Source organism: Sulfitobacter sp. THAF37 (assembly GCF_009363555.1).
Taxonomy (GTDB): Bacteria; Pseudomonadota; Alphaproteobacteria; order Rhodobacterales; family Rhodobacteraceae; genus Sulfitobacter.
This window is the reverse complement of record NZ_CP045372.1, coordinates 240,807-255,656: the sequence shown is the minus strand read 5'-3', so window position 1 is coordinate 255,656 and position 14,850 is coordinate 240,807. Positions and strand designations below refer to the sequence as shown.

Below are 14,850 nucleotides of genomic sequence, written 5' to 3'. Positions count from 1 at the left end.
GCGGGTCAGTTCGCATCATCAAAGGTGAGACTGGTGGCCTTGCGGTAGATGTTCTGCGCAAAGGGCGGCAGCCGCTGCCAGCGGTCATCCTCAGTATCGTCGGCCTTCAATTCGCTATACCAGTACATGGATCGGCCGTGGTCGCTCCGTTTGGCCACCAGGAGGCAGTCTTCGACCCTCTTGCGGGCCAACGCGGCTGTGTCATTCCTTTCGATGGGGCAAATCCCGGCATGAAACCCGAACCGCCAGTCCGAACCGTGTGTCCTGGCGATCTCGCTGTACCTTTCGGCGTTGCCTGCAAACCGGTTCAGCAAACCAAGAGCTTCGAACTCCGGCCCCTCGACGATGATCAGGAATTCATCGCCGCCGGAGTGTTTCCGGTAGAGCCTTTCGGTAAAGTACTTGTCTGACGCTTCATTCGGGGTCGTCTTGAACATCCCCTCGTTGCGGCGCATCGTCTTGAACATGTCCTGAGCGATGGCGCGGATGATCTCATCTGCCGCGGAATATCCGATTGTATCGTTCAGGGTTCCGAAGTTTTGCAGATCAATCATGGCAAGCTGGAAGGGCTGGCCCGATGACGCTGCCTTTCCCACGTCGGCCAGCTCTTCCTCGAACTTGGTTTCGTTCGGTATCCGGGTCGTCCTGTCGATGTATTTTACCAGGTTCAGGTCATGCAGCTTGGAACTCGCGATATCCACTTCGCTTGACAGTCTCAGGATTTCGGCCTCGGACCGTCTCAGCCGATCCGAGAAATAGGAAATGCTGGCGGCCAGCACGCCCGCCAGGAAGATCGCGAGCGTGATAAGGTTGACCGGTACCTCGTGTCTTAACGCGTCCGACAGAAACCGGATCTGGGTGGACTTCGCAATGGCGTCCGAGAAGAGTTCAGATGCGATGGTGCCCGCCAGGAAGGCAAAAGCGACCAGTATCCAGCGAACCCGTTGCATCACCCCTGCAGCGCCTTGACCCCTATCTCGTCCTCGGCCTGCGCCTTGATTGCCATGGCGGCGGCATAGGCGCCGGCTGCGGTGGTGAAATAGGGGATCTTGTCGAACAGCGCGATGGACCGGATGCTTTTGCTGTCCTCCACCGCCTGCGCGCCCTCGGTCGTGTTCAGAACCAGATGCACATCACCGTTCTTCATCATGTCGGTGATGTTCGGCCGGCCCTCGTAGACCTTGTTCACGACCTCGCAGTCGTGCCCGTTGTCCTGCAACCAGTCGGCGGTGCCGCGGGTCGCGACGATGCTGAACCCCTGTTCCAGCAGAATGCGCGCGGCCGACAGCATATTGTCCGACTTGTCCTCATCCTTGATCGAGATAAAGGCGCACCCCGTGCGCGGCATCACGTTGCCAGCCCCCATCTGGGCCTTGAGAAAGGCACGGGGGAAATCGCGGTCCCAGCCCATGACCTCCCCGGTGGAGCGCATCTCGGGCCCCAGCAACGTGTCGACGCCGGGGAAGCGGGCGAAAGGCAGCACCGCCTCCTTGACCGAGAACCACGGCATGTCCGGATCCGCCAGGGTCAGCGGATCACCCAGCGGCAGCACATCGGCATAGGCGGCCTGTTCGGGGTAGGGCGCGCGTTTGGGGAAATTCGACAACGGCTCGCCCGCCATGATCCGCGCGGCGATCGACGCGATGGCCGAATCCGTCGCCTTGGCCACGAAAGGCACGGTGCGCGAGGCGCGCGGGTTCACCTCGATCAGGTAGACTTCGCCATCCTTGACCGCGAACTGGATGTTCATCAGCCCGACCACGTTCAGCGCCAGCGCAAGGGCCCGGGTCTGTTTGGTGACTTCCTCTATGATCGCAGGGTCCAGCGAATAGGGCGGAAGCGAACAGGCGCTGTCGCCCGAATGCACGCCCGCTTCCTCGATATGCTGCATGATGCCGGCCACGTGGACATCGGTGCCGTCGCACAGCGCGTCCACGTCCAGCTCGACCGCGCCGGACAGGTAATTGTCCAGCAATACCGGGCTTTTGCCGGAGACCACAACCGCATCGCGGATGTAACGCTCAAGGCTTTTCTGATCGCGCACGATCTCCATCGCCCGCCCGCCCAACACGTAAGATGGCCGGATCACGAGGGGGAAACCGATGTCGGCGGCGATTTCAAGCGCCTCGGCATCGGAATGGGCAATGGCATTCTTGGGCTGTTTCAGGCCCAACTTCTGCACAAGCTGCTGAAACCGCTCGCGGTCCTCGGCCAGGTCGATCATGTCCGGCGTGGTGCCGAGGATCGGGATGCCGGCGTCCTGCAGCGCATTGGCGAGCTTCAGCGGTGTCTGACCGCCGAATTGCACGATGACACCGTGCAAAGTGCCGTTTTCCTGTTCGACACGCAGGATTTCCATCACATGCTCGAAGGTCAGCGGCTCGAAATAGAGCCGGTCGGAGGTGTCGTAATCGGTTGAAACGGTCTCCGGGTTGCAGTTGACCATGATGGTCTCATATCCCGCATCGGTCAGGGCATAGCAGGCGTGACAGCAGCAGTAGTCGAACTCGATCCCCTGGCCGATACGGTTGGGACCCCCACCCAGGATCACCACTTTCTTGCGGTCAGTGGGGCGCGCTTCGCATTCCACATCGCCCATCATCGGCGCCTCGTATGTGGAATACATGTAAGGCGTCTGGGCCTCGAATTCAGCCGCACAGGTGTCGATGCGTTTGAAAACGGCTTTTACGCCGGCGTGGAGCCTGACGGCACGGACGTCCTCCTCGGACGTCCCCGACAGATGCGCAAGGCGGGCATCGGTGAACCCCATCATCTTGAGGCCGCGCAATCCGTTCGCGTCCTGCGGCAGCCCGTTTGTGCGGACGTCCTGCTCGGCATCCACGATCTCACGGATACGATCCAGGAACCAGGGGTCGAACATCGTGGTCCCGTGGATTTCGTCGTTGGACATTCCATGGCGCATGGCCTGCGCTATTATTCGCAGCCGGTCCGGAGTCTGTTTGCTGATTGCCTTGACGAGGGCGGCACGCTCTTCCGGCGGCAGATTCCCCTCACCCAACCCTCTCCCCTGAGGGGAGAGGGCCGCCGCGCGGTTCGACGCGGAGCGTGGATCTTCAATCGTGACGCCCGGATCGGAGCGCCGCTCCCTCTCCCCTTCGGGGGAGAGGGTTGGGGTGAGGGGGGTGACGCCCGGAATATCGATTTCATCAAAGCCGGTCAGGCCGGATTCCATTGAGGCAAGTGCCTTTTGCAGGCTCTCATGGATGGTGCGGCCGATCGACATGGCCTCACCGACGGATTTCATGGCGGTGGTCAGGTTCGGCTCAGACCCGGGAAATTTCTCGAAGGCGAACTTCGGAATCTTGGTGACGACATAGTCGATGGTCGGCTCAAAGGAGGCGGGGGTCACGCCGGTGATGTCGTTGTCCAACTCGTCCAGTGTGAAGCCGACCGCCAGTTTGGCGGCGATCTTGGCGATGGGAAAGCCTGTTGCCTTGGACGCCAGTGCCGAGGACCGGCTGACGCGGGGGTTCATTTCGATCACCACCATGCGCCCGTCGTCGGGATTTACGGCCCATTGGACATTCGATCCGCCGGTTTCCACACCGATCTCGCGCAGCACCGCGATGCTGTGGTTGCGCATGATCTGGTATTCCTTATCCGTCAGCGTCAGCGCGGGGGCGACCGTGATGCTGTCGCCGGTGTGCACGCCCATCGGGTCCACATTTTCAATGGAGCAGACGATGATGGCATTGTCGGCGGTGTCGCGCACCACCTCCATCTCGAACTCCTTCCAGCCCAGCAGCGACTCGTCGATCAGGATCTGGCCCATGGGCGAGGCATCCATGCCGGAGCGGCAGTAGAATTCGTAGTCCTCACGGTTGTAGGCCACGCCGCCGCCGGTGCCGCCCATGGTGAAGGCGGGGCGGATGATGGCGGGCAGGCCGATGTCCTCCAGCGCCTCCAGCGCCAGACGCACCCCCGCGGCAAGGTCCTTTTTCCCCTTGGCATCCGTCGGCGCGGTGCAGATCGTCGCGCGGGGGTTCTCGATGCCAAGCCGGTCCATCGCCTCGCGGAACAGTTTGCGGTCTTCGGCCATTTCGATGGCTTCGCGTTTGGCGCCGATCATCTCGACACCGTATTTCTCAAGCACGCCCATCTCTTCGAGCGCGAGGGAGGTGTTCAGGCCGGTCTGACCGCCCATGGTGGGCAGCAGGGCGTCGGGGCGTTCCTTTTCGATGATCTTGGCCACGATCTCGGGGGTGATCGGCTCGATGTAGGTGGCATCGGCCATGCCCGGGTCGGTCATGATGGTTGCGGGGTTGGAATTGACCAGGATGACCCGGTAGCCTTCCTCCTTCAGCGCCTTGCAGGCCTGTGCGCCGGAGTAGTCGAATTCGCAGGCCTGCCCAATGATGATGGGGCCTGCACCAATGATCATGATTGATTTGATGTCGGTGCGCTTTGGCATGGTCAGCCCCCTGATGTGCAAATTGTCTGCGTTATAGGCATGGCGCGGTCGGGTGCAAGACCGGATTGGGCTCCATCGCCCCGGCGCCCGGGAATATGCGGGGCCGAACGGAGAACGCGGCGCCCGGACGGTGGCCCGGAGGCTCAGCCGGCGGCAGCGGGCCGGTAGAGGTAATCGCGGGTCAGCGGCACCGCATCGCGCCGATGCGCCAGCTGGATCTGGTAGACCCCCTGCATCTGCTGCTCGAAGGCCGCGATGCAGATGGCAAAGTAATAGCGGAACATCCGGATGAACCGATCGTCGTACATTGTGCGGACCGTGTCGATGTTGGCCTCGAATCGCTGGCGCCAGTGGCGCAGGGTATAGGCGTAGTGCAGCCGCAGAAATTCGATGTCGGTCTGCCACAGCCCGCTCTGTTCCATCGGGTCGGCAAGTTCGGACAGCGACGGTACATAGCCGCCCGGAAAGATGTATTTGTTCAGCCAGGAGCTGTGCGGCATGGGCGGCGCGCTGCGGCCGATGCTGTGGATCAGCGCGACCCCGTCAGGGCGCAGCAGCTGGGCGACCTTGGCAAAGTAGGTGCCGTAGTTCGGCACGCCCACATGTTCCAGCATGCCGACGCTGACGATCCGGTCGAAGGTCTCTGTCACCTTGCGGTAGTCCTGCAGGCGAAACGTCACCCGGTCCTCCAGCCCGGCCTCCCTTGCGCGGGTCTGCGCGGTGGCCAGCTGGTTCTCCGACAGGGTCACTCCGGTCACATGAACATCGAAGTCGCGCGCCAGCGTCAGCGCCATGCCGCCCCAGCCGCAGCCGATGTCCAGCACGCGCTGACCCGGCGACAGGCAGAGTTTACGGGCGATATGCGCCTTCTTGGCGGCCTGCGCATCCTCAAGCGACATGTCGGGGTCGGAAAAATAGGCGCAGGAATATTGCATGTCCGCGTCGAGAAAGAGCCGGTAGAGATCGTCCGAGATGTCGTAGTGATGCGCCACGTTCGCGCGGGACTTTTCGGGCGTATTGCGCTGGATGAAACGTCTGGCATGGAAACGGGCATTGTTTGCCGTCCTGATCCACCCCGGTTGGTCGCCCAATGCACGGTTCTGCAGGATGATTCGGAGAAGATCGTCGAGGTCGGTGTCGATCAAGGCGATGGTGCCATCCATCAGCCCCTCGCCCAGGCCGAGGTCGGGGTTCAGGCACAGCCGTCGCAGCGTTTCATTTTCGCGGATGACCACCTGGGCCAGCTCGCCCCCCTCGGGGCCGTAGGTCTTTGTCGTGCCGTCGGGAAATTCGGCTCTCAGTCTGTCGCGCACCATCATGGCGCGCATCATGCGATCAAATAGCGTCTTCCACATGACCTTTCCTCATGCTCTTCCGCCTAGAATGTTAACCATTTTCCGCGAAAGGCAAGGGGGCGGGCGTTGTCGCCAGTCTCAAGCGTCGAGAAAGGCGCGCACCGCGGCTTCGAAATGGCGAGGCTGCTCCGCGTGCAGCCAGTGGCCCGCGCCGGGCAGCTTGGCAAAGCGCGCGGCGGGGAAGAGCGCCTTGATGGTCTTGCGGTCCTGGCGCCGGACATATTCCGACGCACCGCCGGACAGGAACAGGGTGGGCCTGTCGAAAACCCCTTCCAGGTCGTCGGGCCAGCCGACAATAACCGGCATCTCGGTTTCAAGCACGTCGAGGTTCAGCCGCCAGGCCCTGTTGGGGACGTCCAGCGACTGGGTAAAGAAGCTTTGCAGCGCGGGTTCCACCCCGGCGTCGGCCAGTTGCGCTTCGGCTTCGGACCGGCGGGTCAGGCCGGACAGGTCCACCTGGCGCATCGCGTCGATGAACTGCGACTGGCTGTGCTCATAAGCCACCGGGGCGATATCGGCCACGATGAGCCTGTTGATCAGCTCGGGCCGGGTCAGCGCCAGCGCCATCGCTGCCTTGCCGCCCATCGAATGGCCGCACAGGTCGATGGGCGTGCCCAGCGTCTCGGCCAGTTCCGCAAGGTCGGCGGCCATGTCGCGGTAGCTTTGCGTGGGGGCGCGGGGGCTGCTGCCGTGGTTGCGCATGTCGGGTGTCACCACGCGGCGCGCGTCCGCCAGCCGCTTGGCGATCACACCCCAGTTGCGCCCCGACCCGAACAGCCCGTGCGCGATCACCAGAGTGGGCCGGTCGCCCGATGCTGTGCCATATTCGAGATAGTTGAGCATGGGCAAGGATTAGCGCCATTGCGCGTCAGGCACCAGTGGCTTTAGATAACGCCCATGTTGACCGAGAAGGACATCACCGCCAGGACCCAAAGCCTGCAGCAGCTGCTGCAGGACAAGCTGGGCGTCCGGGGCCGCGATCTTGAGCACGCCTTGCGCAAGGCGGGCCGGTTGCTGCCGCGCCGGGTGCGCAGGCAGGCGGCGCAGCTGGCCAGGGCGGAGAAGATGGCGGGCAACCCCCGTCTGGCACGGCAGATCGACGGCGGTGCCCTTGCCCGCGCCCAGTCGGACGTCACGGCGCATCTGTCGGCGATCGACCTGGCCGACCGGCGCAAGGGGCGTCTTATCGCGCTCGGCGCGGTGGTGGCGGCGAACCTGCTGATCGTATGCACGGCCTTCGTGGTCTGGCTCTGGTGGCGCGGCTATGTCTGACACGGAGGGCGAGCGATGACCGTGATTCGGATCGTGTGCAACTTCGCCAGCGCGGATGTGCCGGGGCTGGCGGCTTTTTACAGAGATCTGCTGAACCTCAATATCCTGATGGACCAGGGCTGGATCATCACCCTGGGATCGGGCGAACTGGGGCCGGTGCAACTGAGCGTCGCGTCGCAGGGCGGAGCGGGGACGCCTGTGCCTGACATCTCGGTCGAGGTGGACGACGTGGACGAGGTTCACGCCCGCGCCAGGGACATGGGGGTGACTGTCACCTATCCGTTGACGGACGAAAGCTGGGGCGTCAGACGTTTCTTTGTCGTTGATCCCATGGGGCGCGAGATCAACATCCTGTCGCACGTCTAGCTAGCCGCCGTACTGCCCGTCCGTCACCGGCTCCATCCAATCGGCGGTTCTGCCGTCCTGCTCTTCCTGCAGGGCGATGTGGGTCATCGCGCAATCGGGGGCGGCACCGTGCCAGTGTTTCTCGCCGGGGGGGATCCAGATCACGTCGCCGGGACGGATCTCGACCACGTCTTCGCCTTCTTTCTGGGCGCGGCCCGCACCGGCTGTGACGATCAGGGTCTGGCCCAGCGGATGGGTGTGCCAGTTGGTGCGCGCGCCCGGCTCAAAGGTCACGGCGATACCGCGCAGTCGGGCGGGGTCGGGCGCCTGGATCAGCGGGTCCATCCGCACGGTGCCGGTGAAATACTCGGGGCTTGGCGTGGTCGAAGGGCGCGAACCTGCGCGGTGGATGATCATGGGGGCCTCCGTGGGGAAAGGTCTGATGCCGCAGCTTAGGTCGCATCGGGCCTCAGGTCACGTGGCCATTCACCCCGGGCGCCACAGGGGCCACTGCGCACAGGACCCCCGCTTCTTTATGCCAAAAATACTCTCCGAACCGCCGACAATCAGGGACGGTCCGGGGGACGGGGCGGCACGGATCACGCGCCGCCCCTGAGCGCGATCACAGCTGAGGATAAAGCGGGAATTTCGCGCAGAGCGCCTCGACCTCGGCTTTCACCTTGGCTTCCACCTCGGCGTTGCCGTCCTCGCCGTTGGCGGCCAGCCCGTCGACCACTTCGATGATCCAGTCCGCGATCTGGCGGAACTCGGCCTCGCCAAAGCCACGGGTGGTCCCGGCGGGGGACCCAAGCCGGATGCCCGAGGTGACGGTCGGTTTTTCCGGGTCGAAGGGGACGCCGTTCTTGTTGCAGGTGATATGCGCGCGGCCCAATGCCTTTTCGGTGGCGTTGCCCTTGACCCCTTTGGGCCGCAGGTCGACCAGCACGACATGGGTGTCGGTGCCGTGGGTCACGGTGTCCAGCCCGCCCTTGATGAGCTGGTCGGACAGCGCCTGTGCGTTGGCGATCACGGCCTTGATGTAATCCTTGAACTCAGGGCGCAGCGCCTCGCCGAATGCGACGGCCTTGGCGGCGATCACATGCATCAGCGGCCCGCCCTGGATGCCGGGGAAGATGGCGGAGTTGAATTTCTTCGCCAGCGCCTCGTCGTTGGTCAGGATCATGCCGCCGCGCGGGCCGCGCAGGGTCTTGTGGGTTGTGGTGGTCGCCACATGGGCGTGCGGGAAGGGCGAGGGGTGTTCGCCCGCCGCCACGAGGCCCGCGAAATGCGCCATGTCCACGTGCAGGTAGGCCCCGACGGAATCGGCAATCTCGCGCATGCGGGCAAAGTCGATCTGGCGCGGGATGGCGGAACCGCCTGCGATGATCAGCTTGGGCTGATGCTCGGTCGCCAGTTCCTGCACCTGGTCGTAATCCAGCAGGTTGTCCTGCTTGCGCACGCCGTATTGCACGGCGTTGAACCATTTGCCCGACTGGTTCGGCGCGGCGCCGTGGGTCAGGTGGCCGCCCGCATCCAGCGACATCCCGAGGATCGTGTCGCCCGGTTGCAGCAGCGCCGTGAACACGCCCTGGTTGGCCTGAGAGCCGGAGTTCGGCTGGACGTTGGCGAACCCGCAGTCGAACAGCTTGCAGGCGCGCTCGATGGCCAGGTTCTCGGCCACATCGACCCAGTCGCAGCCGCCATAGTAGCGCCGGCCGGCATAGCCTTCGGCGTATTTGTTCGTCATCACGCTGCCTTGTGCTTCGAGCACGGCGGCAGAGACGATGTTCTCGGAGGCGATCAGCTCGATCTCGTTGCGCTGGCGACCCAGTTCGCCGGTGATGGAGGCCAGCAGGTCGGGGTCGGACTGTGCCAGCGAGGCGGTAAAGAAGTCTTTCATGCGGGGTTCCTTTGCGGCGGAAATTCCCGCGTGTCGTAGCGGAAAGGACGCGGCCCTGAAAGACCGTAAAGCGACCCTTGCGCCGATATGCGCGGCAGCACTGGCAGGTATCGGCAATCTGTGCTTGATTCAGGGAAGACGCGCAGCATCGGAAACCATTGCCATGATCCCCACCCAATCCCGGCTCACCGCATGAAAATCGCTTTCGTGGCCAGCCGTGCCGACGTGGCGCAGACCGCCCGTGCCGTCCTGACGCGGCGCTATGGCAACGTCCCGGCGGCAGAGGCGGAGGTGATCGTGGCGCTGGGCGGCGACGGTTTCATGCTGGCGACCCTGCACGAGACCCAGGCACTGGACGTGCCGGTCTACGGGATGAACCGGGGGACCATCGGCTTTCTGATGAACGAATACAGCGAGACGGACCTGATCGACCGTTTGCGTGCGGCGGAAAGGGCGGTGATCAATCCGCTGGTGATGCAGGCCACCCAGATCAACGGCAACATGGCGACGGCGCTGGCCATCAACGAGGTGTCGCTGCTGCGCGCCGGTCCGCAGGCGGCCAAGTTGCAGATTTCGGTGGACGGGCGGCTGCGCATGCACGAGCTGGTTTGCGATGGCGCGCTGGTGGCGACGCCCGCCGGGTCCACCGCCTATAATTATTCCGCCCACGGCCCGATCCTGCCCATCGGATCGGATGTGCTGGCGCTGACGGCCATGGCAGCCTTCCGGCCACGGCGCTGGCGCGGGGCGCTGCTGCCCAAGCAGGCCAGGGTCCGCTTTGACGTGCTGGAGCCGGAAAAGCGCCCCGTCATGGCGGACGCCGACGGCACGTCCTACCGCGACGTGATCACGGTAGAGATCGCGTCGGAGCCGTCCGTGTCGCATACGATCCTGTTCGATCCGGGCCATGGCCTGGAGGAGCGGTTGATTTCGGAACAGTTTACCTGAGGCTTGGATGCCGAAAAGCCGGGAACCAAATCCGCTTATCGCGTGTTCATCCGGTGAAGCCGCCGCGTCCACGCAAGGTGCGCTGGGGGGCCTGTTTTTTCAAAGGAGAGCAGACATGAATTGGGACGAAATCAAAGGGAACTGGAAGCAGATGACCGGCTCGATCAAATCCGAGTGGGGCAAGCTGACCGATGACGAAGTGACCCAGGCCGAGGGCGACCGTGACAAGCTGGTCGGCAAGATTCAGGAGCGTTACGGCGTGGCCAAGGACGAAGCCGAGCGGCAGGTAGACGATTTCGTCGCACGGCAATAAGTGTTTTGACTATTTGACGAAAGGCGGTCCCTGAGGGCCGCCTTTTTCGTTTGTGGCCCGTCCCCGGGCCGTCTCAGTCAAGCGTGAAAAGCTCCTGCCGCTGGGCCACGCCGCGCAGGCGGTATCGGCCCAACGATACCAGTTCGGGCGTTGTGTCCAGCAGGGGGGCGGCCACCTCCGAGGAGATCACGATGCTCTGATCCAGAGGTCCGGTCATGCCGAGAATCCGGGCGGTGGTGTTGACGACGGGGCCGATCACGGTGAAATCCAGCCGTGTCTTGCCGCCGATATTGCCGTAGAGCACATCGCCCGCGTGCAGGGCGAGTGTGAAATCGGTCGATGTCAGCCCCTCCGCCGCGCGGGCAGTGTTCATCTCTGCAAAGGCGGTGCGCAGCTTCATCGCCGTCGCAACGGCAATGCGCCGCGCATCGGGCAGGGCATCGAGATCGAAGATCGCCAGCATGCCGTCGCCCATGAATTTCAGCACGTTGCCGCCGTTGTCTTCCACCACCTCGACCGCCTTTGCGAAACAGGCGTTCAGCAGGTCGATCACGGCGGCGCCCGGCAGAGACTCCGACAGTTTGGTAAACCCTCGCAAATCGAAGTAGAGAACCACCGCCGAGATGGTCTCGGACGATCCGCGCATGATGGCGCCGGACAACACGCGGCGGCTGGCGTCCTGCCCTAGATAAGCGGCGGTGATGTCCTCGCTCATCCGACGGTTCGCGTTGCTCTTGAGGGTCAGGCAAAGCGGCGGCAGCTGGCTGCGCACCGCGTCCAGCTGCGCGTCGGTAAAGCCGCCGGGGGCATCTGTGGCGAGCGACAGGGTCATGCCTTGCTCAAGGTGTGCTTCATCGTCGCTCGGGCGGTCGTGGTCCGACCGCAGAAAGAACCTACGGACGGCGTAATATTCGGTACAGCCCTGCGCGCGCAGGTCATCGAAGATCGGAAAATCGAGTGCGGGGTCGGCCACGGTCAGGTTCTGCCGCAGCTCGGCGAATTCGCCGGACAGCAGGTAGTAAAGCGGGCTTTGCCGGTATTCCTGCGACGCGCCGCCGTCGCGCCGGTAGTCGAACCGTTCGTTGACGCCGCTGCGGAACCAGCGAAAGGCGACGGCCCCGATTTCGGGGTGATGGGCGCGCATCGACAGGTTGACCCGTTGCAGCGGCACACCCGCCGCGACCAGACGGTCGCACCATCCGATCAGCCATTCCTCGACAGGCGCATCCTCCAGACCCTGCCGGATCAGCCAGTCCGTGAGATCCTTCAGGGCCGCCGTCATCTCCATCGCTTCTCGGACAGGGGCAGTCATGGCGGATCTCCCGGTTGGTGTCAGGTCGGATTACTTGCCACCATATCCGATTGTCTGCAGTGCTGTCCTGATTTCATCCAGGATGGCGGGGTCGTCGATGGTGGCGGGCAGCTTGAATTCCTCGTTGTCCGCGATCTTGACCATGGTGGCGCGCAGGATCTTGCCCGACCGGGTCTTGGGCAGACGGTCGATGACCAGCGCCTGCTTGAAGGCGGCGACGGGGCCGATCTGGTCGCGGACCCGCTTGACGCATTCGGCGGCAATCTCTTCGTGCGGGCGGTTCACGCCCTTGGACAGGCAGACAAAGCCGACCGGGGCCTGTCCTTTCAGCGGGTCGCTCACCCCCACCACCGCGCATTCCGCAACGTCCGGGTGGCCGGCCAGCACTTCTTCCATCGCGCCGGTGGACAGGCGGTGCCCCGCCACGTTGATCACGTCATCGGTGCGCGCCATGATGTAGAGATAGCCGTCCTCGTCCATCATGCCTGCATCGCCGGTTTCGTAATAGCCCGGAAAGGTGGTCAGATAGCTTTTGCGAAAGCGGTCTTCGGCATTCCAGAGCGTCGGCAGTGTGCCGGGGGGCAGGGGCAGTTTGATGGCAATGGCGCCCAGGGTGCCCGGTGCCTGTGGGTGGCCCGCCTCATCGAGGATCTGCACGTCGTAGCCCGGCATCGGCACCGTCGGAGAGCCGATCTTGACCGGCAGCGCCTCCAGCCCGGCGGGATTGCCTGCGATGGTATAGCCGGTTTCGGTTTGCCACCAATGGTCAAAGACCGGCTTGCCCAGCTTTTCCTGTGCCCAGATGATCGTGTCGGGATCGGCGCGTTCCCCTGCAAGGTAGAGCGCCCGCAGGCTGGACAGGTCGTATTTCTGGATGAACTCGCCCTTGGGGTCCTCGCGCTTGACCGCGCGGATCGCGGTGGGCGCGGTAAAGAACGAGCGCACGTTGTGCTCTTCGATGATGCGCCAGAAGGTGCCCGCGTCCGGCGTGCCGATGGGCTTGCCCTCGAACACGACCGTGGTGTTTCCGTGGATCAACGGGCCGTAGCAGATATAGCTGTGGCCCACGACCCAGCCCACGTCGGACGCGGCCCAGAACACGTCGCCGGGATCGACGTTGTAGACGTTCTTCATCGTCCAGTTCAGCGCGACCAGATGACCGGCGGTTTGCCGCACCACGCCTTTGGGCGCCCCGGTGGTGCCGGAGGTATAGAGGATGTAGGCCGGGTGGTTGCCTTCGACGGGGACGCAGTCCACCGGCTCGGCGGCCTCCTGCGCGGCGGTCCAGTCCAGATCGCGCCCCTCGGTCAGCGCACAGCGATGCTGGTCGCGTTGCAGGATCAGGCAGACGTCGGGCTTGTGTTTCGCCATGTCGATGGCGCCGTCGAGCAGGGGTTTGTATTCGACCACCCGGCCCGGCTCCAGCCCGCAGGACGCGGCGAGGATCGCCTTGGGCGTGCAATCGTCGAGGCGCACGGCAAGTTCATTTGCGGCGAATCCGCCAAAGACCACGGAATGCACCGCGCCGATCCGGGCGCAGGCGAGCATGGCGTCGATCGCCTCGGGAACCATGGGCATGTAGATGACCACGCGGTCGCCCTTGGTCACGCCCTGCGCCTGCAGAGCCCCGGCGAGTTTCGCCACGCGGGTCTGCAATTCGGCAAAGGTGATCTTTTGCTGGGTGCCCGTGATCGGGCTGTCGTGGATGATGGCAAGCTGATCGGCGCGCCCGTTCTCGACGTGGCGGTCCACCGCGTTGTAGCAGCCGTTCACCTGCGCGTCGGCATACCATTCAAACAGGTCCGCCCCGCGTTCGAACAGGGCCTGTTTCGGCGGCTCGACCCAGTCGATGCTTTTGGCGGCGTTCAGCCAGAATGCCTCGGGGTCGTTCTTCCAGGCCTCGTAGGTTGCGCGGTAGCTCATGCGTAGGGTCCTCCCGTTTGCAATTGGTTACGCGAGGCGGGGGAGGCGGAACAAGAGGCTTCGACCGGGCACTGTCACAAATGCAAAGAAATTTTCTTTGGCGTTCGGGCAACGCGGCGTGGCGTTTACAGGTCGTCGCAGCGAAACGCCCTGTTCTTTCGGCCCGGCTGTGCTAGGTGATTGACGCAAACCTGCTGACCAATCCGGAGATGATCCTCATGCGCGCATACCCGCTTGCACTCACCCTCGCCACTTCGGCGCTGGTTGCCCTTCCGGCAACGGCACAGGAACGGTCGTTCAACTTTGCCCTGCGCGGCGGGATCGCGGCGGCGCCAGCCTATCCCGGTTCGGACGATTTCACCGCCGCACCGGATCTGGGGTTCACGTTCGGGGCGCTGAAATGGGGCGGCGTCGATCTGGGCAACGGGGTGCGGGCGGTCCCGGACAACGGTTTCGCGGTGCGGGGCGCGTTCAAATACGTGGGTTCGCGCGATGTGGCGGACAACCCGGAGCTGGCGGGCCTCGGCGACATCGACGCCGCCGTCGAACTGGGCTTTGGCCTGATCTACCGCGAGACCAACTGGCAGGTCTTCGGCGAGGTGCGTCATGGCTTTGGCGGGCACCACGGCGTGACCGGCACGCTGGGGGGCGATCTGATCTTTCGGCCCAGTGACCGGCTGACCATCCTTGCGGGCCCGCGCATCAACATGGGCAATACCGAATACGCCCAGACCTATTTCGGTGTGACCCCCGCCCAGGCGGCGACATCGGCCTTTGCGCCCTTCGCCGCGGATGGCGGCGTGCTTGGTGCTGGCGTCACCGTCGAGGCGATCTATGAGCTGGACGACCGCTGGGCGCTGGAAAGTGCCGTGACCTACGAGCGGCTGCAGAATTCAGCCGCCGACAGCCCGATCACCGCCGCCGGGTCGGAAGACCAGTGGCGCGTCCGTTTCGGGGTCAGCCGGGTGTTTGACTGGCGGTTCTGAGCCGATGGCGCAGGCCGCCTGACACGAGATGTCGCAATCATGCCGGGCTGTCGATTCTGCGACA

Annotated in this window: 13 protein-coding genes; 5 read left to right on the top strand and 8 right to left on the bottom strand. The window is 64.0% G+C overall.

Going from position 1 to position 14,850, the window contains the following annotated elements; translation table 11 throughout:
- Positions 1-5: 5 nt before the first annotated feature.
- The 4 genes from FIU94_RS01260 to FIU94_RS01245 all read right to left on the bottom strand — a co-directional run bounded on the left by FIU94_RS01260 (position 6) and on the right by FIU94_RS01245 (position 6,630).
- On the bottom strand, positions 6-950 hold the full coding sequence (locus FIU94_RS01260) for a diguanylate cyclase (RefSeq protein WP_152464058.1): 945 nt from the start codon (positions 948-950) through the stop codon (positions 6-8).
- A complete protein-coding gene (gene carB, locus FIU94_RS01255) occupies positions 950-4,432 on the bottom strand; it encodes a carbamoyl-phosphate synthase large subunit (protein WP_152464057.1) in 3,483 nt (1,160 codons plus the stop codon). Before carB ends, FIU94_RS01260 begins: the two co-directional genes overlap by 1 nt.
- 143 nt (positions 4,433-4,575) lie before the next feature.
- Complete coding sequence (locus FIU94_RS01250) at positions 4,576-5,787, bottom strand: cyclopropane-fatty-acyl-phospholipid synthase family protein (protein ID WP_152464056.1); 1,212 nt, start codon at positions 5,785-5,787, stop codon at positions 4,576-4,578.
- A 78-nt stretch (positions 5,788-5,865) separates the two neighbouring features.
- Positions 5,866-6,630 (bottom strand): alpha/beta fold hydrolase, encoded by a 765-nt coding sequence (locus FIU94_RS01245; protein WP_152464055.1) that lies wholly within the window; start codon positions 6,628-6,630, stop codon positions 5,866-5,868.
- A 54-nt stretch (positions 6,631-6,684) separates the two neighbouring features.
- On the opposite strand from FIU94_RS01245, the gene FIU94_RS01240 reads away from it, so the two are divergent.
- Complete coding sequence (locus tag FIU94_RS01240) at positions 6,685-7,059, top strand: hypothetical protein (protein WP_152464054.1); 375 nt, start codon at positions 6,685-6,687, stop codon at positions 7,057-7,059.
- Positions 7,060-7,074: 15 nt separating this feature from the next.
- Positions 7,075-7,425: a VOC family protein gene (locus FIU94_RS01235; RefSeq protein WP_152464053.1), complete on the top strand. Its 351-nt coding sequence runs from the start codon at positions 7,075-7,077 to the stop codon at positions 7,423-7,425.
- Here FIU94_RS01235 and FIU94_RS01230 read toward each other — a convergent pair whose 3' ends face one another.
- Together FIU94_RS01230 and glyA are read right to left on the bottom strand one after the other, a co-directional pair.
- Positions 7,426-7,821 (bottom strand): cupin domain-containing protein, encoded by a 396-nt coding sequence (locus FIU94_RS01230; RefSeq protein WP_152464052.1) that lies wholly within the window; start codon positions 7,819-7,821, stop codon positions 7,426-7,428.
- 205 nt (positions 7,822-8,026) lie between these two features.
- The gene (gene glyA, locus FIU94_RS01225; protein ID WP_152464051.1) at positions 8,027-9,304 is read right to left on the bottom strand and encodes a serine hydroxymethyltransferase; all 1,278 of its coding nucleotides are present in this window, start codon (positions 9,302-9,304) and stop codon (positions 8,027-8,029) included.
- Positions 9,305-9,496: 192 nt separating this feature from the next.
- Between glyA and FIU94_RS01220 the strand changes: the two genes are divergently transcribed.
- A complete protein-coding gene (locus FIU94_RS01220) occupies positions 9,497-10,252 on the top strand; it encodes an NAD kinase (protein WP_152464050.1) in 756 nt (251 codons plus the stop codon).
- Between the two features lie 115 nt (positions 10,253-10,367).
- A complete protein-coding gene (locus tag FIU94_RS01215) occupies positions 10,368-10,565 on the top strand; it encodes a CsbD family protein (protein ID WP_152464049.1) in 198 nt (65 codons plus the stop codon).
- A gap of 73 nt (positions 10,566-10,638) precedes the next feature.
- On the opposite strand, the gene FIU94_RS01210 is transcribed toward FIU94_RS01215, so the two are convergent.
- Together FIU94_RS01210 and FIU94_RS01205 are read right to left on the bottom strand one after the other, a co-directional pair.
- The gene (locus FIU94_RS01210; protein ID WP_152464048.1) at positions 10,639-11,877 is read right to left on the bottom strand and encodes an adenylate/guanylate cyclase domain-containing protein; all 1,239 of its coding nucleotides are present in this window, start codon (positions 11,875-11,877) and stop codon (positions 10,639-10,641) included.
- Between the two features lie 30 nt (positions 11,878-11,907).
- On the bottom strand, positions 11,908-13,800 hold the full coding sequence (locus tag FIU94_RS01205; RefSeq protein WP_152464047.1) for a propionyl-CoA synthetase: 1,893 nt from the start codon (positions 13,798-13,800) through the stop codon (positions 11,908-11,910).
- 176 nt (positions 13,801-13,976) lie between these two features.
- On the opposite strand from FIU94_RS01205, the gene FIU94_RS01200 reads away from it, so the two are divergent.
- Entirely contained in the window at positions 13,977-14,786 is an 810-nt protein-coding gene (locus tag FIU94_RS01200) for a MipA/OmpV family protein (RefSeq protein WP_152464046.1), read from the top strand.
- Positions 14,787-14,850: the final 64 nt, after the last annotated feature.